Source organism: Anabaena sp. UHCC 0204, assembly GCF_009711975.1.
Lineage (GTDB): Bacteria > Cyanobacteriota > Cyanobacteriia > Cyanobacteriales > Nostocaceae > Dolichospermum.
This window is the reverse complement of record NZ_VIKW01000030.1, coordinates 45918-69885: the sequence shown is the minus strand read 5'-3', so window position 1 is coordinate 69885 and position 23968 is coordinate 45918. Positions and strand designations below refer to the sequence as shown.

The window sequence follows — 23968 nt, the reverse complement described above, 5'->3', positions numbered from 1 at the left end:
GGTATTGATGCTGCCGAAAGCCTTCTGAACAAAATTAATAGCAAATGTGCAAGGTTAGCAAAATTCCCTGGTATGGGACGTAGACGTGATGAATTAGCTGTTGATGTCCGCAGTTTTCCTGTTAATGATTATCTAATTTTTTATCGTCCCATTAAGGAAGGTATTGAAATTTTGCGTGTTGTTAGTGGTTATCAAGATTTAGAAGGGTTGTTTTTAACAGATGATGAGGATTAAATTGTCAGAAATGGCTAACGCCACGCTTCGCTATCAGGATATCCAGGATTTGAGGATTTACAGGATGTGATAGTTTAATTAATCAAGGACAAAATTATCGGCGTTTATCTGCGTTCAATAACTACCTCTTATACCTGAATTTTTAACAAATAGATACCACCTGACAATACTTAGGCTAAAATTGTTTAGAATAAAAGTCTATTTTTCCTGCATTAAATATTATGGCTAATCCTAAATCTGATAAAAAGGTTATCTACCAAGAATTTGGTAACGGTAGTTCCCCCGCACTGGAACGCGCTGTAGAACGGGGAATCCAAGACTTACCCCCTAATCAGCAAAATGTGCGAATCCAAGCTACTCGCGCGGGACGGAAGGGGAAAACTGTCACGGTTATTACTGGTTTTCAAACTACACCCGAAACCTTAGCTACTTTATTAAAACAGTTAAAAGCGCAATGTGGTACAGGTGGGACGGTGAAAGATAATGAAATTGAAGTTCAGGGAGACCATAAACAGAAGATTTTAGAGATTTTGGTTAAACTTGGTTACAAAGCCAAAATCAGCGGTGGTTAGAGAGTGCGGTTTACCGTATCTTTTCTGGAATCATCAGAACATTATTTGATGTTAATTCTAGAAATATGAAGCATTAACAGGAGAAGAACATGGATATGGATGTGGTAAGAATTATAGCAGCGATTTTTCTCCCACCTTTAGGAGTATTTTTACAGGTGGGTTTGGGTAAAGATTTTTGGATTAATTTACTTTTGACAATCTTTGGTTTTTATATTCTTGGTATTGTTCATGCAGTATGGATAATCGCCAAGAAGTAATTATTGCAGAGGGATAGGTGGTATTTTCGGCGGTGGTGAATGAAAGTATGAATTTTTCTCACGCAGAGGCGCAGAGGCGCAAAGAGTAAGAGTTTGAGAAATATAATTTTTGATTTTCATACTTCGGTTCAGCAACCCCGTATTTTCCTATCTCTCTATTTATCTAACTTCAAGAATCTCACAAATATCCAAAACATGAAAGTAAAGCATCCTATTAATTTTCATAAAGGTCTAACTTTTGCAATCGTTTTGGGACTAATGGTATTGTACCATAATTTTACTATTGGGGCTTGGGTTTATCTTTCCCTTCATGGTACTTATGGTTTTCTTTGGTTAACAAAAGATAGAATTTTTCCAGATAAACAATGGGAACAAGAAATTCCTACTTTGATGGGAATTATGACCTTTTTACTACTGTGTTTATATTGGGTAGCACCATTTATTCTCATTAGTAGTGGTACTATTCCACCTTTACCATTAGTAGCTGCGGCTATTTCTTTAAATATTTTGGGTGTATTTTTGCATTTTGCTAGTGATGCCCAAAAATACTATACACTCAAGTATAAGACTGGACTAATTACAGAAGGTTTTTTTGCTAGGTGCAGGAATACAAACTATTTGGGAGAAGTCTTGATTTATCTAGCATTTGCTATGTTAACTCAGCATTGGCTACCTTTCCTCATTCTGGGGTTATTTATAGCCATGATATTTGTTCCCAATATGCTGAAAAAAGATAAATCTCTATCTCGATATCCTGAGTTTGAGGAATATCAAGAAAATTCTGGGTTGCTGTTTCCTAAACTATTTATTTCTGGGAATCGGAATAAAGAAGAAAAAACAGCTTAAACCGAAATCCGTTTTCTAGGGAATGAATCAATAAATATATTCTTTTTACCTGTTTACCAAAGAGAGAGTTTTATGAACTACAAAGCAATGACATTGGCGGCTTTTTTGGGTATTTCTACACCTGCGATTATTGATGTGGTAATGACTCAACCTGCACTAGCACAGAGATACAATTATCCAGGGGGAACGTTTGCTGATAAGGATTGGGCAGTAAATTTGTCATTTAATAATAATGTCTATTACTATTCTGGCGAAAACCGCCGTAATCCTAATTCTTATATTACCTTGTCTGGTGCTGTGGCTTCAGGAACTAATGCCCGTCAAGTTTATACTTGGAATAATAATGGGTTGAAATATCAAATTACTTGGCGACCCAGTGATCCTAATTTTATTCGTTTAGAGGTTATTCAACCTAATGGTAAGGTGATTTTGAATCGGGTACTCAAAGCTATGAAAGATGAAGATTTTATCTCTCCATAAATTCAATCTTGGTTAAATATTGGTAATAGGTAATTGGTGAAAACTAATTACCTATTTATTCAACAAATTTACAGCAGATTGCTGATTAATGAGGTACAGAATCTAAGTTGAAACTTATACACAAAGCCAGTTTTAATCCTGACCCCTGCTGTATATAATTTATAATTATTGTCACCATTTTTTACTCATTTATAAAGTTGCTATTATACATACTTTATAAAAAGTCCCGTAAAGGACTACCACAATAAGAACAGCAACTATTTCTTTTTGAGATTTTTTCATAGTTCAATTGTTTTTTGCAATTATCACAAAAGCGAGTTTCTAGAATAGATTTTATAGCACTACTAAGAATTGAAAATGTGATAATACCTGCTATTAAAGCAGAATTATTGAGATCTAATCCTGTGCTAATTAGCGCAATCGAGAATATTCCTCCCCATAGAAAAGTACCTATAATTGTTGACCAAAGAAATACTTGACGTTTATGGTCTACATTATCACTTCGTCGAGATATTATTTCTACTATTATTCTATATACTACAAATATGGCTATCAATATCCAACCGTAATGAATTAAAAAAGTGAAATCAGGCCAAGAGTCTGAAATTACCATCGGTGCAGATATGGATGATGGAGAAGGTTTTGGCATAATACTACCTCAATAGATTTAAGATATAATAAAATATTTAACTTGTGCAAATTAACTGATATTTAGCATAACATACTGCAATATGCGTATTATATTTATCATCATATAGGGTTACTATTTGATTTTTGATAGCTTGCGTGGCGTAAGCCATACAAGCTGTAAACCGTAAACCTTATCGAATTAACGATTGAGTCTCAGTATAATGAACAAGAATCAAACCGGATTCCTATATCTATAGTCCGTTCTTAAATTTATAACAAAAAGCATCAAATATCTACCTGTGTGCTATAATTTTTCCAATCTGTGTTAACAGGAGAATCACAATGAGCTTAGTCATTTCCGAAGATATTGTCCAAGCCAGTGGATTATCAGAAAAAGAATTAGTTTTAGAATTAATTATTTTATTATTTCAAAGAAAAAAAATTAGTATCGGTAAAGCATCTCAACTGGCAAAAATGCCTTTACTGCAATTTCAGAATGAATTAGCTATGAGAAACATTAATATTCATTATGATGAAACTGATTTAGAAATAGACTTAAAAAACTTGGGAATCATCTAAAATTTATGATCATAGTTAGCAATACTTCACCTATTACTAATCTATCAGCTATAGGAAAAATCCAATTATTAGAACAACTTTATGGAGAAATTATCATATCATCAGCCGTTTTTCAAGAATTAACACAATGGGGAGATTCAATACCAGGAGCAAAAGAAGTCAAAACTTATGACTGGATTATTGTAAAACCTGTTAATAATGTTAGTTTAGTACAATCTTTAAAAAACAAATTGGATGAAGGAGAATCTTCGGTAATAGCTTTAGCATTAGAATTAAATGCAGATTGGTTAATTATAGATGAACAATTAGGCAGACAAACAGCAACAGAATATAACTTAAAGATAACAGGTATTTTAGGAATTTTAATTGAGGCAAAACGTCAGAAATTAATTCCATTAGTTAAACCTATTCTTGATGATTTAATCAATACAGCTAAATTTTGGGTTAATCCCTCTCTTTATAATCGTATTTTATCAATTGTTGGAGAATGATAATAGGTAACAGGTAAAAACCAATTACCCATTATCAATTACCCTTTACCTATTCGCCAAATATTGATACATTTCCCATCTTGCATTAACTTCCATTTGCGCTTGTTCTAGCAACAACTTCGCAACCTCCGGTTTACTCTTCGTCAACATCTTAAATCGGTTCTCTTGATACATTGACTTTTCCACCGATTCAGAAGGCGCTTTCATATCCAATTGTAAGGGATTTTTCCCCTGGGTTTGTAATGCCGGATTATAGCGATATAACAACCATCTTCCTGAGTCTACTAACGCCTTTTGCTGTTGTAAACCTTTGGTCATATCAATACCGTGAGCAATACAATGACTGTAGGCAATTATGATTGATGGACCATCAAAAGCTTCCGCTTCTAAAAATGCTTTGAGTGTATGTTCATCACGCGCACCTAACGCCACACTCGCCACATAAACATTACCATAAGTCATGGCCATTAAACCCAAATCTTTCTTTGGTGCTGGTTTTCCACCAGTTGCATATTTCGCAACTGCGGCTTTGGGAGTGGCTTTAGAAGATTGTCCACCTGTGTTAGAATAAACTTCTGTATCCATGACCAAAATGTTGACATTGCGGCCTGTGGAAATCACATGATCAATTCCACCAAAGTCTATATCATACGCCCAACCATCACCCCCAACTATCCACACACTTTTCTTAACTAAATAATCAGCGAGGGATTGGAGATTTTCGATTTTCGATTTTTGTAGAGACGTTCCTACATTGTCCAATATTTCAGCTAATTTATGTTTGAGAATGACAATTCTTTCTCGTTGTTCCCAAATATCAGCTTCGGTTTTTTGTTCGGCTTTGAGAATGGCATTCACTAAGTTATCGCCAATTTCACTACTTAATTGTGACAATAATTCTGCTGCAAATTCTGCTTGTTTGTCTATAGATAAACGATAACCAAAACCGAATTCGGCGTTATCTTCAAATAAACTATTAGACCATGCGGGACCTCTTCCGTCAGCGTTTTGACTCCAAGGAGTTGTGGGGAGATTTCCACCGTAAATGGAAGAACAACCGGTGGCGTTGGCAACGAGTGAGCGATCGCCAAATAATTGTGTTAATAATTTAAGGTAGGGTGTTTCTCCGCAACCAGCACAAGCACCGGAAAATTCAAACAATGGTTCTTGAAGTTGCTGTTGACGAATTTGATTTAATTTCAACTTTGTGCGATCGGGATTTGGTAAACTCAAAAAGAAGTTCCAATTTTCCCGTTCTTGTTCCCGCAACGGTAATTGCGGACTCATATTAATCGCTTTGAGGCTGGGTTCGGCTTTGTTTTTGGCAGGACAGATACTCACGCAAATTTCGCAGCCTGTACAGTCTTCTGGGGCTACCTGAATGGTGAATTTCTGGTTAGCAAAGTCCTTATCTTTGGCGTTAGTTGATTTGAAAGTGATCGGTGCGTTAACTAATTCACTAGCTTGATAAGCTTTTGCGCGAATAGCAGCGTGAGGACAAACCATCACACATTTACCACATTGAACGCAGACATCAGCCTCCCAAACGGGTATTTCTTCCGCAACGTTGCGTTTTTCCCATTTTGCAGTTCCACTGGGAAAAGTTCCGTCAGCAGGTAACGCACTCACAGGTAAATCATCACCTTCCCAGATCATGATTTTGCTAAGAACATTCTCGACAAATTTGGGTTTGGTAATTGGTAATTGGTGATTGGTGATTGGTAATTGGTAATTCTCCTTTTTGGGAATTTCGATTTCATGCAGATTTTCTAGGGTGTTATCTACAGCTTTTAAATTCATGTTGACAACTTCTGCACCTTTTTTACCATAGGTTTTTTCTATGGCTTGTTTGATTTTAGCGATCGCTTCTTTTTCTGTCAATACTCCCGCTAAAGCAAAGAAACACACCTGCATGATAGTGTTAATTCTGTGTCCCATGCCACTATTTTTCGCAACTTGACTAGCGTTAATAGTGTAAACTTTCAGGTTTTTGTCAATAATTTGCTGTTGGACTTTTTGTGGTAGATTTTCCCAAACTTTATCCGCATCATAAGGACTATTTAACAACAAAGTCGCCCCCGGTGCAGCAGCTTTTAAGATATCACTACTTTCAACAAAACCCCAATGGTGACAACCAATAAAATTAGCCTTGTCTATCAGGTAAGTTGAACGAATTTTGCCTGATCCAAAACGCAGGTGAGAAACTGTCATTGAACCGGATTTTTTGGAATCATAAACAAAGTAACCTTGGGCGTTATTTTCTGTACCTTCACCGATAATTTTGATAGAGTTCTTATTTGCGCCCACTGTACCATCTGAACCCAAACCATAGAACATTGCGCGAACTACATGATCTGGTTCTGTGGAGAAATTGGGGTCAAAATTCAAAGAAGTGAAACTGACATCATCATTAATCCCAATTGTGAAATGATTTTTGGGTTTAATTTGAGTGAGATTATCAAATATACTCTTCACCATTGCGGGAGTAAATTCTTTAGAAGAAAGTCCATATCTACCACCAACAATTTTCGGGAATGTAGTTTTTTTCCATCCTTCATAAATTGCTGTCACCACATCTAAATATAGTGGTTCTCCTGCACTTCCGGCTTCTTTAGTTCTATCTAAAACGGCAATAGATTTGACACTATTAGGTAATGCTTCTATAAATCTGGCAACATCAAAAGGACGGAAAAGCCGCACTTTGATAACTCCGACTTTTTCCCCTTGGTTGTTGAGATAATCTACAGTTTCATGGACAGTTTCACAACCAGAACCCATAATCACAATTACTCTTTCTGCATCTGGTGCGCCATGATATTCATAGAGTTTATAATATCTGCCTGTGCGATCGCCAAATTTATCCATAATCTTTTGGACAATATCAGCACAACCATCATAATAAGGGTTTGCACCTTCACGAGATTGAAAATAAACATCGGGGTTTTGGGCTGTTCCTCGTAATACTGGTTTATCTGGAGTTAAGCACCGTTGACGATGTGCTGATACCAAAGATTGGGGAATGAGAACTTGTAAATCGTCATCTGCTAATAACTCGACTTTCTGCACTTCATGGGATGTTCTAAACCCATCAAAAAAGTGCATAAATGGTACTCTTGTTTCTAAAGTTGCAGCATGAGAAATAAGAGCAAAATCATGACTTTCCTGCACAGACGCTGAACATAAAAAAGCGAAACCAGTCGCCCTAGCAGCCATGACATCACTATGATCACCGAAAATAGATAAAGCGTGTGTAGCTAAAGAACGGGCAGAAACATGAAGTACAAAACTTGTTAATTCTCCGGCAATTTTGTATAAATTAGGAATCATTAATAACAATCCCTGAGAAGCGGTGAAAGTTGTACTTAATGCCCCTGTTTGTAATGCCCCATGTACCGCAGCAGCAGCCCCTCCTTCGCTTTGCATTTGGGTGACACTAGGAACAGTACCCCAAAGATTAGGCTTATTTTCCGACATCCAAGCATCAGCCCATTCACCCATATTTGAAGAGGGGGTGATAGGATAAATAGCAATTACTTCATTTAATTTGTAAGCTACACGGGCAACGGCTTCATTACCATCAATAGTAGCATAAGATTTGTTCATGATTTTCCTTCTTTGTGTCTTTTGTGGTTGTTTAAACTGTATGCAGAGAACCGCAAAAGATAAGCATTGAAAATAGCTAAAGTCAGGAAGTTAAATTGTGATATTTTCTACAGTTTTATGAATTACAAAGTATTAATTATTTTGGCTTATAGCCAATCTTTTAGATATTATCATCTTTTTTTCTACCTATCTATTTTATATTAATAATGTACTCAAAAAAAATAATCCAGCATTTACAAGGATTTGATCTAATTTTTATGTTTAAAATAGGGTATAGGTGCGGGTAAATTATTAACTAAATTAAAAAAATTACCGAATATGAAAAGATTGATTTTGTTTAGGTGTAGAAAATGGACGTTGAGGTATTTGATTTCTTATTAAGAGTAAGGGAATACTCAGCAATCCAAAAACCATAACTGCTCCGGTCATAATTAACACTGGTAACCGTTTAGGTCTATAGTCACCTTGTTCAATTTGCCAGAAAATTTGATTGTATCTCCATGCTGCTAAAACAATAGTAATAATACCAAATATGACTAAAAAAATCCCCAAGTTTTCAGAGTTAATTAAGGGATTTACAATAGGTTCTTGTTGTGTAAAAGCAGCATTAATTTGACGTAAAAATATACCAAATCTAGAAATAGCAAAACCAAAGCTAATTAATGCAATAGAAGTGCGTAACCAAGCTAAAAAAGTACGCTCGTTTGCTTGATGTTCTCGGATACGATCTATATTAGGCAATTTATTTCTCATAAAATAGAACAGTGATTTATATTCATTATAAAAATTTGTAAGTTGTAATTGAAAAAGATTTGTAGTACGTTACTTAATTTTATATTTTGATTTATAATGAACCCATTCTAACCGTATTTATATAGATACGTAAGTGCGTAAATCCATGGCGTCTATAACTAAACTTAAATTGCTTAACGCACCATTGGTTAAGTTTACAGTGTTTTATATTGGCTGCATTTGCTCCTCATCCTCCTCAATAACGGCAGGACTGACTACTCAAGGAATCTTAAAAGCTTGTGTGGAAAGGGTTTGACGGTGATTCTGATCAGCTTTTGGGACTATTGCGTGATCCTGTCAGACTCAATATAATAATTAATCAAATACGGTAAAAAAGGCTGCTTCTTTATCTCTACTTCAAATAAGTCTTCTCTATTTAAAGACATGGTGAAAATACGAATATGCCTATTGGAGATTTCTGACCCTGTGTGTATGATAAGAAACAAGAGGTCAAGAACAAATAAACAAACTACTTAACCACACAGGGGAAAATAAAATGATAAATAAACTTTCTTATATCTTAGGTTCAGCATTATTAGCAGGTGGAATCGCTTTTACCTCAATAGCAGCACCAGTATACGCTGCTAACAATAACAATAACAATAGCAATAGCAATAACAATAATAACAACAACAACAATAACAATAACAATAACAACAATAGCAATAACAATAACTCAACACCATCAGGCCAGTGCCTATTTAATAATTTAACTGCTGTTGGTGCTTCAGTAACAGATTGTAAAAATGTTGCAGGTAATGATAATGACTCCCTTGATTTGAATACAATGTTTGGCAGAAATTATACTTGGTCTTTTGTTGGTAAGGACGAGAGTACAACTACCGCAACAAATGGTTTTGATGGTTTTGCTGCGTTAAAAGAAGGAACTTGGAGTATCAGTCCAGAGCTAACCGGACCATTTGCTATTAGTGTCAAAGGTAGTAACGAGTATGCTGTGTATTTGTTTGAAAACCTCACCAAAGCCGTCACTGGTGGAACTTGGACTACATTGGGTCTAGGAAATTCTGGCGGAAACCCAGATCTATCTCATATATCCTTGTTTAAGACTAATATCTCTACCATTATTCCTCCCACACCTACCAAAGTTCCTGAACCTGCTTCTTTACTAGGTTTAGGTTTAGTAGCTAGTGGCATGGTAATGGTTCGTCGTCGTCGTAACCTTGCTAATTAATCATCCATATCTTAAATATTTGATAGTTTTCAGGCACGGTAAACTAAAACTAACAAGTCGTTACAGAATGATATCTGTCTTGGCTTATTGTTTTTTAACAACAAGCTTCTATTCAATTAGACAGAAGGGAAATAAATTTAAACTTTCCTTCAGAGAGAGGCAATCATCTGAAAATTAAAGCTAAATTTATACTTGAATGAGTCCACATTCCAATGTCTTTGATCATAGCCTCCAGTAATTTTATGAAGCTGGAGGCGATTTTTTGACACTTTTTTCTGCTAATAAACTAGAAGTAGCATTAACAATAATTTGTGACGAACCTGTGAAAAAGTCTCTTTGGATATTTTCGGGAATATCACTAGGTTGATGATAATGAGGACTGCGTAAATTAGCAGTATCAGTTACCAGCACAGCCCCTATGCCTTGATACCAAAACGGGGCATGATCACTTCGTAAAGTATCTGGTGTCAACAAACCCTTGAAAGGAATAGGCACTTTGAGAATTTTTGGTAGATTTTCACTAGAGTTTTGAAAAGCATTTAATAACTGTAAATTTTCTAAATCACCAACTACGGCTAAAAAATCTCCCTTGTCGCTGGGTGGAGTTACGGGTAAACCAGCAGGATATTGTTGACAGCCGGGAATGTAACAAGCATAACCAAGCATATCCATAATTATGACACCTTGGAGATTTTCTAAATGCGTTGGTTGGTTGACAAAAGCCTTACTCCCTAAAAGTCCTGTTTCTTCTTGGTCAAAAAAAGCTAATTGTAAAGTTTTCGGTGTGGGAACAGAACTAAAAAGTCTAGCAATTTCTAATACCACAGCTATACCAGTGGCGTTATCATCAGCACCAGGAGAGTCGGGAACAGTGTCATAATGGGCAGCAACAAGAATTGCCCCAGCGGTTTTGTCTGTTCCTAGTTTTTGAGTAAAAATATTTACACCGTTAGGAAATTTTTCTAGTTTGGGTTGCCAGCCAAATTTTCTCAGTTCATTTGTGATATATGTACGAGTAAGCGATCGCTCCCTTTTGGAATAACGTCGAAAATTCAACTTTTGAACATGAGCAAAAAGTTGATCACCATTAACCAATAGAGTATTATTGACATTTCGGGTTTCTAACTGGGGTTGAGACTGTGGTACAGGAATCTTTTTAACTATCGGCACAATCTCAGGTTGCTGCAAAAAACCGCCAATAGATAAAAAAACTATTATTCCCACCAGCACCCATAGCCATTTTTTTTGCATGATTTAACTCCACCTAGAAGAAATAAATATCTAAAACTACACCAAGTTTGACAGCTTGTCTTTTGACATGAACATCATGGTAGGAGATGAAAAATATATACTTTCCCAATTTCCATTTTCTAATTGCCAGTTCCCATAATTAATATGCTAGATTTATCACTCATTACACTTCTAGGGTTTCTGGGCAGTTTTGGGCATTGCTTTGGGATGTGTGGACCCCTAACAGTAGCTTTTTCTCTTTCTAACCAGCAGAAAAATCCGACTTGGCAACAACAATTAAAATTTCATACCTTACTAAACTTAGGGCGAATGTTAAGTTATGCCTTAGTTGGCGCTGGTATTGGCGCACTAGGTTCAGTATTAGTAGAAGGTGGACAACTTGCCGGAGTAGGTAGTGACTTGCGGCGGTGGATAGCCATAATTACAGGTATTATGTTGATTTGGTTTGGTATAGGCCAGATTAAACCAGATTTTCTACCACATATTCCCCTATTACATCCCATCTTAAAAGGGAACTTGCATAACCGTTTGAGTGCTGGCATGATGAAGTTATCTTCACAAACTCAATGGTGGACACCTGCTATTTTAGGCATGACTTGGGGATTAATGCCCTGTGGTTTTTTATATGCAGCGCAAATTAAAGCTGCGGCCACTGGGGATTTATGGCAAGGTGCAGCGACAATGTTAGCCTTTGGAATTGGAACACTACCCATCATGTTGGGTGTAGGTGTTTCTACGGCATTAATCAGTAAAGATAGGCGCAGTCAATTATTTCGCTTAGGTGGGTGGGTAACTCTGATTATTGGCGCTATTACCCTCTTGAGGACAGGAGATACGATGACAGATTATAGCGGTCACGCTGCCTTAATCTGTTTAATTCTTTCATTAATTGCCCGACCTGTGAATAATTTTTGGTCAGCACCTCTGCGTTACCGACGGGCTTTAGGAGTTGGGGCTTTTGTGCTATCGGGAGTACATACTATCCATAATATTGAACACTCCCTGGACTGGAATTTCACCGCTATTTTGTTTTTACCGTTAGAATTTCAATGGGGAATGAGTGCAGGGGGTATAGCATTGGTATTAATGACTCCTGCTGCTTGTACAAGTTTTGATTTTCTGCAAAAGTCGTTAGGTAAATATTGGCGACAAATCCATCTTCTGAGTGTACCAGCTTTATTATTGAGTACGATTCATGCGGTTTTGATTGGTTCTCATTACCTTGGTGCTTTAAAATTAACTTGGCAGAACCACTTCGCAGCCGTTTCGCTGGGTATAATTACCTTTGGTGTTTTGTTAGTACGTTCTCGGTATTTTTGGTTATATTTACATCTAGAAAAATTTTATGTTCCCCCCAATAAATCGCGGTAAATTGACTGTTTTTCCTCTCCACAACAGCAAAATTAAGTATCTATTATTAGTTTTATCTAGTTTGATAGTGACTACAAGTACACAAGTTTCCGCCCATACGGTGAAAATATCAGGAGACGTGGGTGGTACTGTCCACTTAGAACCTAATGATAATCCTCGGTCTGGGGAAGTTACTCAAGCTTGGTTTGCACTTACCCGTAGAGGTGGTCAGGTAATTCCTTTAAAAGACTGTAATTGTCGGTTGGCTATTTATGCTGAACCCCATGCAGCAGGAGAACCTGCATTACTTGAACCGCCATTAAAACCTATTCAGGCTGAACGGTATCAAGGCATACCAGGGGCAGAAATTACTTTTCCTAAACCAGGGGCTTATCAGTTAAAACTAAGTGGTAAACCTATCACTGGGACAAGTTTTCAACCTTTTGAGTTAAAGTTTGCTGTGACTGTAGCTACTGGAAAGACGATAGATATTCTTCAACCTGTATCAAATGTCAGTGAAAGTCAGCAAGGTACAACTACTGGGTTTGTGCAACCTTTGATTTGGTTGGGGATTTTACTCCTATCTGGCGGTATTGTGGTTTTTTTAGTCCAAAATATGAAGCCAAAATGAACTACTTCCAGGGATTTAGCATATTTTTTATGCTAAGTTTTGACTGAGCTTTAAACTGGTGCAAATGAGAGTTTCTTATCTGTTCCCTATTCCCTTTTTTTGTAATTTTAGGCACTGAAGAACCGAAATAAATTGAGTGATTAAAACCATACTTAACTTATGAGTGATAATATTAATTCTGCGGATTTCCCGAAATCAGATGAACCAAATAATAGCCAAGGATTAATTCTACAGCGCGGTGGTGAAGAATTAATGTTAGAAAAAGCGTTATATCGCTTTACTATCCGGCTTAATAAGAGCTTTTCGCGTGATCAATTATCAAAAATGCCTTGGGGTGTATGGCGGCGTAGTATACCTCAAGCCAAATTAGAACTATATACGGTTGATCCTGACCAGCTAGAAGCAAGAATGTCTCAACTCCGCACAGATCCCAATGTGGACTTTGTTAGTCATGTTTATAAACTTGACAACAATCCTGGGACATTTGTTTATTTAAGTGACCAAATTACAATCCAATTTGCTACTTGGGTAGATAATAATAAGATTAATACTATTGCCAATACATTTAATTTAGTTCAAGAGCAACCTGTTTTAGGTATACCAAATACTTTCGTTTTTCTGGTTAGTAAACAAGCCACACAAAACCCAATTAAAATTACCAATCAATTACAAACACTGCCAGAAGTTTTAGCTGCTGAACCAAATATTCTGATTCAACAAGAACCTCATTATAGACCTAAAGATTCCCTTTATCCTCAGCAATGGTATCTCAATCATGCTAGTAGTAGTAATCAATTGATAACTGGTTCTCATATTTCTGTAGAACAAGCTTGGGATACTACTCGTGGTGTGCGTTCTGTGGTGGTAGCTGTGGTAGATGATTCCTTTGATTTGCATCATCCGGATTTTCAAGGTATTGGTAAAATTGTTGCACCTAGAGATTTAAAAGACAATGACTTTTTACCCTTACCAGGAGAAAAAGAAACCAGTCACGGTACTGCTTGCGCGGGAATAGCTTTAGCGGAAGAAAATGGAGCGGGAATTGTGGGAGTTGCCCCTGGTTGTGCAATGATGCCAATTCGTACTACTGGTTTTTTAGATGATCGATCAATTGAGGATGTTTTTGATTGGGCTGTGGAAAAAGGAGCAAGTGTAATTTCTTGTAGTTGGGGAGCTTCGGCTGTTTATTTTCCTCTTTCTATCCGTCAAAAGGCGGCTATTAGTCGTGCTGCTACTAATGGCAGAAAGGGAAAAGGATGTGTAATTGTATTTGCGGCTGGAAATGCTAATCGTCCAATTAATGGGACTGTAAATGAACAAAATTGGCCAAAAAATATTGTTCAAGGTAATACAAATTGGTTAAGCGGTTTTGCAGTCCATCCTGATGTTATTACTATATCTGCATCTACTAGTTTGAATAAAAAAGCGGCTTATAGTAATTGGGGAGATAATGTTTCTGTTTGCGCTCCTAGTAATAATGCTCCTCCAGGGATGTGGTTTCAAGAAACAGGTTTTGTTTATACACAACCGGCAATTGTTTCTTCTCTGTTTGGATTGGGAATGTTAACTACAGACCAAATAGGAGCGGCAGGTTATGATGCTGGCAATTTTACTAATAACTTTGGTGGAACTTCTAGTGCTACTCCGATAGTAGCAGGAGTAGCGGCTTTAGTCTTATCAGCTAATCCTAATTTAACAGCCCAACAAGTTAAACGTATTCTCCAAGATACTGCTGATAAAATTGTTGATAATAACCCTGATCCTCAATTGGGTGTACGTGGGGGTACTTATAATAGTAATGGTCATAGTCAATGGTTTGGTTATGGCAAAGTCAATGCAGCTAAGGCTGTGAGACTAGCGCAGCAGATGAGTGTGGTAGCTCAAATTACTAATAAACAAACACAGGTAAAAAATACTCAAGTAGTGAGTATTCCTGATGATGATAGACAGGGAATTAAAAGTGCGATCGCTATTAATGAAGCTGTTAAGATTAATGATATCCAAGTCACAGTTAATATTACCCATGATTTTCTAGGAGATTTAGAAGTTTATTTAATTGCTCCCACTAATCAGCGGATATTATTGCAAAGTCGGACATTAGGCCGTCGGACTCAATTACAAAATACTTACACAGTGCGATCGCATCCTGCCCTCAAACAATTACTTTCTCTACCTGCTCAAGGACGTTGGCAATTACAAGTTATTGACTATGCTGCCCAAGATATAGGCAAACTTAATAATTGGGAATTGCTAATTGGATACGGAAATTAATTTATTATCTTGTAGAAACACGGCAATCAGGATTATTTAAACCTGAACTTTGAAGTGTCACTTGTGGCGTTTCTGCGGTGAGAATCACTTTACCATCAGCAGAAATTACCCATCCCTGTGCTTGCTGAATAACCCGATTTTGCATCTTTGATGAATCATTATTAATCACAACTGGTGTGATTTTTTCTTGACTTGTAGAAACTACATCTACCAAATCTACTAAAGGAGTTGTACCAGTTAATAAATCACTAGGATTAGATGGTAATCCACCTTTACCGACAATGCTAAATCTATTCAATTGACGTGCTACCTTAGCATCACCACTACACCCTTGAGCAAGTTGACTAGAAGCATCTACTAAATCACTAGGTAAAGATATTAAACCCCTTGATGGATCAACATCTAATCTATTAATAGTTACTTGCCCACTTAATCCCAATTGGGAAGATGCAGTAATATCACTAAATTCAGTTAATTGGGGACGGAATTTTAAGCCAAAAATAGTATTAGTGGTAATGTTAATCTTCCCCCCATTTCCTTGAAAAGCATTCGCTGTGATATCACTATTTTCACTAGCAAAACCAATAATAAAAGGAGCATTAATATTAATATTTCCGCCATTTCCTCCCGCACCTGCTGTTCCTGCGGTAGCAGTTATATTACTCCCACGCCGTAACCATAATAAATCTTGAATATTTAAAGTAATTTCTCCTCCTTCGCTACTGATAGTTTCGGCAGTAATAAAGGCTTGATTATCTAATGTCAAAGTTCCCGCTTGTAGTGAAATATCTCCACCTTTACCGCTACCTTGACTATTGACTCCTATTCCTGCACCGGTTCTAATTATAAAAATTTGTGGATCAATATCAATACTACCACTATCACCAGTTGAGCCTATTTCTGTATTGGCAAATAGTCCAGTTTTCTCACCATCTAAAGTAATATTATCTTTAACTTGCATGATAATATTACCAGCTTTAGCACTACCTGATGTAGTAGTGAGAAGTTGTCCACCACTGGTAGCGGTGAATGTATTAGCAGTGATATTAATATTTCCACCTTGACCACTACTGACAGTAGAAGCAGAAATTTTTCCACCATTACTAATATTTAAAAGCGGTGTATTCAGAGTTATATCTCCTGCATTACCTCTATTTTGAGTATTAGCAAAAATGCCAGAAAATGCACCACCATTAGATGTACTAGCCTGAATAGGTGGAGTTTCTAGAGAGATTTGTAAATGATATGAAGTAGGATAATCAGATTGATTAACACTAGGAATTCCTTGATTATCAAAGTTACTAACTTGAAGATAGTAAGTTCCTGGTTTTGTAAAAGTATATCTCAGATAAGGGTCTTGTTGTAATGTTAAGTCGGTGTAGCTTCCTCCTGCACCAAGTCCATGAGAAGCATTATCATTAGATGCTAATTCTTGATCTTGATTATTTAATAGGGTTAATTTTGTATTGATTTCTGGAAAGTTTATGTAACCATTTTCAGTATATTCACCATATACGCCAGTATTATCAATATCAAATACTGCTCTTGTCGCAGAATTTACTTGAAAAGCATAAATATCAATTGTATCATTGCCTGTTGCTATGATAGAAGCGTAGGGAATTCTAGTAGAAAACTCTACATTAGGATTTTTGCTAGTAGGATTGTTAATCAAGAATTGACTATTTTCAATAATTTGTGCGGTACTAATACCATCATTTGGTTCTATTTTACTGATTTGAAAACTTTGCTTCGTGATAGAATCTGTCTGATCTAAAGAAGCATCATAATCTTGAATAGGTACATTTTGTATTAATAAACTAGCAGGTTGAGAACGATTTACAAACTGTGAATCATATCCACTAATAATAATACTATTAGCTGCATTTACAATAATTGCTTCTGATTTTCCTTGATCAAAACTACTAGTCAGTAATTGTCCTCCATTGAGTAAAAATAAATTATTAGTATCAATATTAATACTACCACCATTACTTTGACTAAAAGTTTGGGCGCTTAATACACTTCCATCTGTTAATATTAAATCTCCCGTTTTAATTGCTATTTTTCCTCCTTCTCCACTATTTTTTCCTTCACTAGATGTAAAAATTCCACTCAATAAACCATCTTCACTTAATCCAGAAATGGTGATGCTGTCTTTGACATCTACAATAATATCTCCAGATTTTCCAGTTCCTAATGTTAATGCTTGTAGTTGAGAACCACCAGTTAAAGATAAGTTTTGAGAATTGATATTAATGTTACCGCTATTTCCTGATGCTGTAGATGTTGCAGCGGTACTAAGATTACTACGATTTTCTAAAAAAACAAAATTATTAACATCTAAAAATAGATTACCAGCATTACCTGTATGTGTGGTTAAACTGCGAATACTACTATCATTTGTTAAAAATAAATTTTCCGCTTGAATATTAATATTGCCCCCTTTACCATTTCCATAAGTTCCCGTATCAATTAAGGAGAAATCTGTTAAATTCAGATTTTGAGCTTGAATTGTAATATCTCCACCGATACCCATAGAACCAGGTTCTAAAGTTGCAAGTAAACGGCTATTTTTGAGTTTAATATCTCCTGTAGAGTTAATATATATTTTATTTACACTGTTATCTAATGCAGTCATATTAATATCTGTATTATTTAATTCAATATTAGATGATTGGAGAAGGATTTTGTTATTTATATTCTCAGAATTACTTTGAATAATAGTATTAGTAATAGCTATTTTTTCTCCGGCATCAATTTCTATATTATTTCCTATAATTGCAGCATTTGTATTCAGATAATTTTTGCCTGTATGAATTAAAATATCATTAGCAAACAAAGAATCTGTATTTATATCATAATTTGCTTTTAGACTAATATTTTTACCTGCAATTTGGCCAGATTCTATATTATTGGCAGCATCTAATTGAACATCACCCTGATCAGTAAAAATATTACCTTGGTCACTAATGATGCTACCCAATTTTGTTGTCAGAAAAATGTCTCCAGATGAACCAATATTATTATAAGCTATAATATTACCAGCAGCATTTAATTTAATAAAACTATCATGATTAGATTTATTAAGATTATAAGGTATAGAGTCTAACTCATTGGTATTATCTATAAAACCTCTACTGTGAATATTGCCTTGATTACTAGTAATGTTTATATTACCACTTTTCTCATAACTAAATGCACTAATATAATAGGCATAAGAATCTAATATAATATCACCAGCAGCAATGATATTAATATCACCACTTGTATTTGCCTCTGTTTTAATTTTACCTATTGAGATACTACCTTGATAACTTGTAATATCAATATTTCCTCCTTTTTCTGTACTATTTTCATGAAAATCACCAGTAGTAATTCTCCCTGCATCAATATTACCATTTGCGGCTAATTTTACATTGCCGCCATAACTAGATAAAATGGGTGGATTGATATATCCTTGACTGCTGATTAATGTAATATCTCCTCCATTAGCTTCCAGTGTACTAATAGACATATCTTGAATGTTACCTACAGCAGAAATGATAATATCTTCTCTTTGTGTAGTTATATCTCCACCAATATTAATATTACCTGTAGCTTCTAAATTTAATTTTCCACCTTGATAGCTACCAATATTTATATTATTAGCTTTTATTTGCAAATTTCTCCCATTAGTATTAATAGTATTAGCATCAATCAAACTATAATCATTCATAAGATAATTAGTAATTTCACTAATTTTCATATTAAAATTACCAACATCATTATTTTTATAATCCGCAGTAAATGTAATTTCGCCTGTACCAGGAGCAAAGGTTAAGATATTATTAGTTAATGGATTAATTGTAATATCATTGCTTGCTTGAAATATTAGATTTGTATTTCCGTCTAATTTTTCTAATGTTAATTGATCAATTGTTTCTGTATTATTTTCACCAATATTCAAATTTTGTGTTTCTAAAAATAATGTTGATGTATTAATATTTCCCCTTACAAATAAATTCTCTGCACCTGTTAATTGAATTGTTCCTGGTGCTGTTAATTCACCTATGTTTTGAACGTTACTACTAAAAAAGGTGAGATTTTGTCCAGTTTGTAAATTTCCTTGATTTTTAATTTCTGCTTGTTGATTTTTTAAAGCATTTGTAAATAGTGCGTTGGGTTGTATACTTAATAAATTGCTATTCTGGGGATTTTTAGCACTAAATAATCCAGTATCTCCTAATTTAATTTCATCGGCAGTTGTGGCTGTAAATGAACCTTGAATATTTAATTTTGCACCATTACCAAAATATATACCATTGGGATTAATTAAAAATAAATTGGCGTTGCCATTTACTCCTAATGTTCCTAATATATTAGAAACATTATTGCCTGTGACGCGAGTGAGGATATTTTCAATATTGATAGGATTAACAAAATTAACAGTTTTTCCTACATCAACATTAAATTCTTGGAAACTATGAAATAGGTTAATTCCTCTTGTTGCACCATTTTCTATTTGTGCTGTTGAGTTAATATTATTGACTTGAGAACTTTCTGCACCTAATGTGTTATCAGGTATAAGTTGAGCAAATGCTTTTTGATTTGTAAAGGTGAATATTCCTGTGAATAAAGTGACTAATCCTAAGTTATAAACAATTTGATTTTTCATGGTTGTTATCTCAGTTGTTAGTTTTGGTTAAAATCCATTTAAAAATACATACTGGAGAAACAATTTTTAGGCTGTTTATCTTTGCTTAGATAAGGAACATTTGCATATAAAAGTATATGAACTAAAATATGCTAAATCAAACAAATGAGATTGAAATGTGTTATACATTTCAACCTACAAGCGTTTTTCCCAAAAGAGTATGTAAATTAAATGTTTAACAGCTTATAGATAACAATCTTATGATACAACCTCTTATTTCCTCACAGTAATATTACGGTTTTATGGGAAAGGATGTAAATTCCTTGTAACTAATTGTGAATTTCTACAAAAATGCGATCGCTTATTTCTGATTTTTGATGACTTAATTGTTTTAATTTATGGGTTTAAATCTGCTGTTAACTTTTTCGCTTACCCGTAGAAGTGGTCAGGTAATTCCTTTAAAAGATTTTAATTGTCGGTTGGCTATTTACGCTGAACCCCATGCAGCAGCAGAACCACCATTACTTAAACCACCATTAAGAGTGTTCCAAACAATAAATGATCCAAAACCAGAGATTGCTTCATTGCGCTCCGCTCCATATGGCTAACGCTACGCTCCGCGAACGCAATGACAATTGGGCATTTTTTTACTTGGAATACTCTAATTGGGAATTGCTAATTGGATACGGAAATTAATTTATTATCTTGTAGAAACACGGCAATCAGGATTATTTAAACCTGAACTTTGAGGTGTCACTTGTGGCATTTCTGCGGTGAGAATCACTTTACCATCAGCAGAAATTACCCATCCCTGCGCTTGCTGAATAACCCGATTTTGCATCTTTGATGAATCATTATTAATCACAACTGGTGTGATTTTTTCTTGACTTGTAGAAACTACATCTACCAAATCTACTAAAGGAGTTGTACCAGTCAATAAATCACTAGGATTAGATGGTAATCCACCTTTACCGACAATGCTAAATCTATTCAATTGACGTGCTACCTTGGCAGCACCACTACACCCTTGAGCAAGTTGACTAGAAGCATCTACTAAATCACTAGGTAAAGATATTAAACCCCTTGATGGATCAACATCTAATCTATTAATAGTTACTTGCCCACTTAATCCCAATTGGGAAGATGCAGTAATATCACTAAATTCAGTTAATTGGGGACGGAATTTTAAGCCAAAAATAGTATTAGTGGTAATGTTAATCTTCCCCCCATTTCCTTGAAAAGCATTCGCTGTAATATCACTATTTTCACTAGCAAAACCAATAATAAAAGGAGCATTAATATTAATATTTCCGCCATTTCCTCCCGCACCTGCTGTTCCTGCGGTAGCAGTTATATTACTCCCACGCCGTAACCATAATAAATCATTAATATTCAGGGTAATTTCTCCACCTTCGTTACTAATAGTTTCAGCAGTAATAAAGGCTTGATTATCTAATGTCAAAGTTCCCGCTTGTAGTGAAATATCTCCACCTTTACCGCTACCTTGACTATTTACACCTATGCCCGCACCGTTTCTAATTATGAAAAATTCCGGGTCTATTTGAATACTCCCACCATCACCAGTTGAGCCTATTTCTGTATTGGCAAATAGCCCAGTTTTCTCACCATCTAAAGTAATATTATCTTTAACTGTGAGGATGATATTTCCAGATTTACCAAGATTAGAAGTAGAAGTAATGACTTGTCCCTTGTTATTGACATTGAAGGTATTAGCATTAATATTGATTGTACCACCTTCACCACTACCATTAGTAAAAGCTGATATTTGACTACTATTTTCTAACTGTAAATTATCAGTTTTTAGGTTTATATTACCTGCTTTTCCTACACCTGTCGTATAGGCAAAAATTCCTGAAGGTTGACCACTATTTGTGATATTTGCTTGGATGGGATTGGGTTCTAAAGATATTTGTAGATCAAAATGGGTGGAATCATTATATTTATCACGAATAGGAACTCCTTGATCATCAAAATTACTAACTTGAAGATAATAAATTCCTCCTTGACTAAAAGTATATCTCAGATAGGGATCTTGCTGTAAGGTCATTGTAAAATCACTACCTTTAGAACCAAGACCATGGGAAGCATCATTATTAGATGCTAATACTTGTCCTTGACTATCTAATAAAGTTAATTTTGTATTGATAGCAGGGATGGGATCACCTGCATTATTATAAACAGTACCAGTATTATCAATATCAAAAACTGCTCTTGTACCAGTATTTACTTTTAATTTATAGATATGAATTGTGTTGTTTCCTGCTGCTTTTATAGATGTGTATGGAACTCTGGTACTATATTCTATATTAGGATTTTTAACCGTGGGATTATTGACTACAAAATCACTATCTTTTAATTCTGGTGCTGTGATTATAGAATTATTTGACTCTATATCTTGAATTTGGTTATTAATATGATCATTTTTAACTATATTTTTACCAGGTAAAGCATTAGGATCGGGATTAGCAAAATTAGGATCAACTGCACTGATGATGATACTATCACTAGCATTAACCATAATTTCTCCAGCTTTTGATGTCCCTATTCCTTCTGTTAAAGCTTGAATTTGACTACCATTTAATAATGACAATGTGCGAGAATTTAATTTTAAATTACCACTATTTCCTGATGCAGTTTGAGTAGCTGAGGTACTAATAATACTACTATTAGTAAGGAATATTTCCCCTCCTGTTATGTCTAAAAATATATTACCAGCATTGCCTTGATCAGCAGTAAGACTGCGAATATTACTACCATCTGTCAGGGAAATATTTTCAGCCTTAATATTAATATTTCCGGCATTACCAATGCTATAAGTTCCTGTGTCAATTAAAGCAAAATTTGTGAGGTTGAGATTTTGAGATTGAATTTTAATATTACCACCTATTCCTGTGCTACCGGGTTCTAATGTGGTAAATAAGCGACTATTATTTAAGTTAATATTACCTGTGGAATTTAATTCAATATGTCCAGAATTACCACGACCATCACTAGAACTGCTTAAATCGCTATCTATTAATTGGATAAATGGGGCATTTAATTGAATTTGACCACCATTACTGCCAATTTCGCCATTACTTTTGATAATAATATTATTAAGATTTAATTTTTCTCCCGTCAGGTTAATGATGCCACCATTGCCACCTTTACCAATAGCGGATAAATTAATGTCTGGTATAGAGATATTACCATCTGATATTTTCAGATTAATATTGCCGGCATTTCCTGTATTACCAAAATCAGAATGTGAGGAAGAGTTTAGGGTTTTTGTGGTGATATTACCATTAGTAGTGGTGATGTTAATCACTCCTCCATTCCCCCCATTTCTTGAAGTTGAAAATGAGGAAGAGTCTAGTAATAATTCAGCCGTGATATTACCTTTAGAAAATAGACTAATTCCGCCACTATTTCCTGCATTACCTGATTGAAAAGATGATTTAGAAAAGATGTATTGTGTGGTAATGTTACCATCGCTGCTAGTTAGAGAGATCGCACCACTATTTCCTCCATTCCCTGACTGAGAATAGGATGATGAAGAGATGAGATGTCCTGTGGTAATATTGCCAATACTAGAGAGAGCGATCGCACCGCCATTCCCCCCATTTCCTGAAGTTGAAAATGAGGAAGAGTATATTAAGTCTGCGCTAATATTTCCCCCTGATTTGAGGGTAATATCACCTCCTAGACCTGGATTTCCCCAAGTTGAACCGGCGGTAGAAAATAGGGATCTGGTAGTAATATTACCTTCAGAGAAAACATTAATTGCACCGCCATTTTTTCCACTCCCTAAAAAAGAAAATGATCGAGAATTTAGATTAGTTGTAGAGATATTATCTTTACTGGAAATAGTGATCGCTCCTCCATTTCCTCCATAGCCATAATTAGATAAAGAAGAGGAATTAATATCACCATATATATTCATATTAATATGACCATTATTAGCCAGCAGAGATATATTCCCACCATTTCCTGCATTACCTGACTGAGAAGATGAATAGGAGTTGATGTTTTCTACAGAAATATTTCCAGCGATAGATGTAACGGCGATATTTCCACTATTTTTTGCATTATCTGACTGAGAAAATGAATAGGAATTAAGGTTTATTGTCAAAATATCACCTGCGGATTTTAGGGT

18 protein-coding genes are annotated in these 23968 nt (G+C 35.3%); 12 read left to right on the top strand and 6 right to left on the bottom strand.

Annotation, left to right across the window (positions count from 1 at the left end; genetic code table 11):
* The 5 genes from FJR04_RS20225 to FJR04_RS20205 all read left to right on the top strand — a co-directional run.
* Positions 1 to 234: type II toxin-antitoxin system RelE/ParE family toxin (locus FJR04_RS20225; protein WP_168498121.1), on the top strand; the 234-nt coding region annotated here is incomplete at its 5' end.
* Positions 235 to 455: 221 nt separating this feature from the next.
* On the top strand, positions 456 to 806 hold the full coding sequence (locus FJR04_RS20220) for a translation initiation factor (protein WP_168498119.1): 351 nt from the start codon (positions 456 to 458) through the stop codon (positions 804 to 806).
* A gap of 95 nt (positions 807 to 901) precedes the next feature.
* Complete coding sequence (locus FJR04_RS20215) at positions 902 to 1063, top strand: YqaE/Pmp3 family membrane protein (RefSeq protein WP_168498124.1); 162 nt, start codon at positions 902 to 904, stop codon at positions 1061 to 1063.
* A 195-nt stretch (positions 1064 to 1258) separates the two neighbouring features.
* A complete protein-coding gene (locus FJR04_RS20210; RefSeq protein ID WP_168498117.1) occupies positions 1259 to 1909 on the top strand; it encodes an isoprenylcysteine carboxylmethyltransferase family protein in 651 nt (216 codons plus the stop codon).
* A 72-nt stretch (positions 1910 to 1981) separates the two neighbouring features.
* Positions 1982 to 2389: a hypothetical protein gene (locus FJR04_RS20205; protein WP_168498115.1), complete on the top strand. Its 408-nt coding sequence runs from the start codon at positions 1982 to 1984 to the stop codon at positions 2387 to 2389.
* Positions 2390 to 2603: 214 nt separating this feature from the next.
* On the opposite strand, the gene FJR04_RS20200 is transcribed toward FJR04_RS20205, so the two are convergent.
* A complete protein-coding gene (locus FJR04_RS20200) occupies positions 2604 to 3038 on the bottom strand; it encodes a hypothetical protein (protein WP_168498113.1) in 435 nt (144 codons plus the stop codon).
* A 323-nt stretch (positions 3039 to 3361) separates the two neighbouring features.
* On the opposite strand from FJR04_RS20200, the gene FJR04_RS20195 reads away from it, so the two are divergent.
* Together FJR04_RS20195 and FJR04_RS20190 are read left to right on the top strand one after the other, a co-directional pair.
* A complete protein-coding gene (locus tag FJR04_RS20195; protein WP_168498111.1) occupies positions 3362 to 3598 on the top strand; it encodes a UPF0175 family protein in 237 nt (78 codons plus the stop codon).
* Between the two features lie 5 nt (positions 3599 to 3603).
* Complete coding sequence (locus FJR04_RS20190) at positions 3604 to 4089, top strand: DUF3368 domain-containing protein (protein ID WP_168498109.1); 486 nt, start codon at positions 3604 to 3606, stop codon at positions 4087 to 4089.
* A 45-nt stretch (positions 4090 to 4134) separates the two neighbouring features.
* On the opposite strand, the gene nifJ is transcribed toward FJR04_RS20190, so the two are convergent.
* Together nifJ and FJR04_RS20180 are read right to left on the bottom strand one after the other, a co-directional pair.
* On the bottom strand, positions 4135 to 7692 hold the full coding sequence (gene nifJ, locus FJR04_RS20185; RefSeq protein WP_168498107.1) for a pyruvate:ferredoxin (flavodoxin) oxidoreductase: 3558 nt from the start codon (positions 7690 to 7692) through the stop codon (positions 4135 to 4137).
* A 309-nt stretch (positions 7693 to 8001) separates the two neighbouring features.
* Positions 8002 to 8445, bottom strand: a complete 444-nt coding sequence (locus tag FJR04_RS20180; protein WP_168498105.1) for a YidH family protein — start codon at positions 8443 to 8445, stop codon at positions 8002 to 8004.
* A 535-nt stretch (positions 8446 to 8980) separates the two neighbouring features.
* On the opposite strand from FJR04_RS20180, the gene FJR04_RS20175 reads away from it, so the two are divergent.
* Complete coding sequence (locus FJR04_RS20175; protein ID WP_168498103.1) at positions 8981 to 9676, top strand: PEP-CTERM sorting domain-containing protein; 696 nt, start codon at positions 8981 to 8983, stop codon at positions 9674 to 9676.
* 240 nt (positions 9677 to 9916) lie between these two features.
* Here FJR04_RS20175 and FJR04_RS20170 read toward each other — a convergent pair whose 3' ends face one another.
* Entirely contained in the window at positions 9917 to 10927 is a 1011-nt protein-coding gene (locus FJR04_RS20170) for a M20/M25/M40 family metallo-hydrolase (RefSeq protein WP_168498101.1), read from the bottom strand.
* 144 nt (positions 10928 to 11071) lie between these two features.
* Between FJR04_RS20170 and FJR04_RS20165 the strand changes: the two genes are divergently transcribed.
* The 3 genes from FJR04_RS20165 (at position 11072) to FJR04_RS20155 (ending at position 15179) form a co-directional block, all read left to right on the top strand.
* Complete coding sequence (locus FJR04_RS20165; RefSeq protein ID WP_168498099.1) at positions 11072 to 12298, top strand: sulfite exporter TauE/SafE family protein; 1227 nt, start codon at positions 11072 to 11074, stop codon at positions 12296 to 12298.
* The gene (locus FJR04_RS20160; RefSeq protein ID WP_168498097.1) at positions 12273 to 12908 is read left to right on the top strand and encodes a hypothetical protein; all 636 of its coding nucleotides are present in this window, start codon (positions 12273 to 12275) and stop codon (positions 12906 to 12908) included. Before FJR04_RS20165 ends, FJR04_RS20160 begins: the two co-directional genes overlap by 26 nt.
* Positions 12909 to 13067: 159 nt before the next feature.
* Positions 13068 to 15179: a S8 family serine peptidase gene (locus tag FJR04_RS20155; RefSeq protein WP_168498095.1), complete on the top strand. Its 2112-nt coding sequence runs from the start codon at positions 13068 to 13070 to the stop codon at positions 15177 to 15179.
* A gap of 4 nt (positions 15180 to 15183) precedes the next feature.
* Here FJR04_RS20155 and FJR04_RS20150 read toward each other — a convergent pair whose 3' ends face one another.
* On the bottom strand, positions 15184 to 19833 hold the full coding sequence (locus FJR04_RS20150) for a filamentous hemagglutinin N-terminal domain-containing protein (protein ID WP_168498093.1): 4650 nt from the start codon (positions 19831 to 19833) through the stop codon (positions 15184 to 15186).
* A gap of 377 nt (positions 19834 to 20210) precedes the next feature.
* On the opposite strand from FJR04_RS20150, the gene FJR04_RS20145 reads away from it, so the two are divergent.
* A complete protein-coding gene (locus FJR04_RS20145; protein ID WP_168498018.1) occupies positions 20211 to 20420 on the top strand; it encodes a hypothetical protein in 210 nt (69 codons plus the stop codon).
* A 92-nt stretch (positions 20421 to 20512) separates the two neighbouring features.
* Here the strand turns inward: FJR04_RS20145 and FJR04_RS20140 are convergent.
* Positions 20513 to 23968 (bottom strand): S-layer family protein (locus FJR04_RS20140; protein WP_217359445.1); only part of this gene is annotated, 3456 nt, incomplete at its 5' end.

Coding starts and splice junctions, on each gene's coding strand:
- FJR04_RS20220 (WP_168498119.1), top strand. CDS start 456: ATGGCTAATCCTAAATCTGATAAAAAGGTTATCTACCAAGAATTTGGT.
- FJR04_RS20215 (WP_168498124.1), top strand. CDS start 902: ATGGATGTGGTAAGAATTATAGCAGCGATTTTTCTCCCACCTTTAGGA.
- FJR04_RS20210 (WP_168498117.1), top strand. CDS start 1,259: ATGAAAGTAAAGCATCCTATTAATTTTCATAAAGGTCTAACTTTTGCA.
- FJR04_RS20205 (WP_168498115.1), top strand. CDS start 1,982: ATGAACTACAAAGCAATGACATTGGCGGCTTTTTTGGGTATTTCTACA.
- FJR04_RS20200 (WP_168498113.1), bottom strand. CDS start 3,038: ATGCCAAAACCTTCTCCATCATCCATATCTGCACCGATGGTAATTTCA.
- FJR04_RS20195 (WP_168498111.1), top strand. CDS start 3,362: ATGAGCTTAGTCATTTCCGAAGATATTGTCCAAGCCAGTGGATTATCA.
- FJR04_RS20190 (WP_168498109.1), top strand. CDS start 3,604: ATGATCATAGTTAGCAATACTTCACCTATTACTAATCTATCAGCTATA.
- nifJ (WP_168498107.1), bottom strand. CDS start 7,692: ATGAACAAATCTTATGCTACTATTGATGGTAATGAAGCCGTTGCCCGT.
- FJR04_RS20180 (WP_168498105.1), bottom strand. CDS start 8,445: ATGAGAAATAAATTGCCTAATATAGATCGTATCCGAGAACATCAAGCA.
- FJR04_RS20175 (WP_168498103.1), top strand. CDS start 8,981: ATGATAAATAAACTTTCTTATATCTTAGGTTCAGCATTATTAGCAGGT.
- FJR04_RS20170 (WP_168498101.1), bottom strand. CDS start 10,927: ATGCAAAAAAAATGGCTATGGGTGCTGGTGGGAATAATAGTTTTTTTA.
- FJR04_RS20165 (WP_168498099.1), top strand. CDS start 11,072: ATGCTAGATTTATCACTCATTACACTTCTAGGGTTTCTGGGCAGTTTT.
- FJR04_RS20160 (WP_168498097.1), top strand. CDS start 12,273: ATGTTCCCCCCAATAAATCGCGGTAAATTGACTGTTTTTCCTCTCCAC.
- FJR04_RS20155 (WP_168498095.1), top strand. CDS start 13,068: ATGAGTGATAATATTAATTCTGCGGATTTCCCGAAATCAGATGAACCA.
- FJR04_RS20150 (WP_168498093.1), bottom strand. CDS start 19,833: ATGAAAAATCAAATTGTTTATAACTTAGGATTAGTCACTTTATTCACA.
- FJR04_RS20145 (WP_168498018.1), top strand. CDS start 20,211: ATGGGTTTAAATCTGCTGTTAACTTTTTCGCTTACCCGTAGAAGTGGT.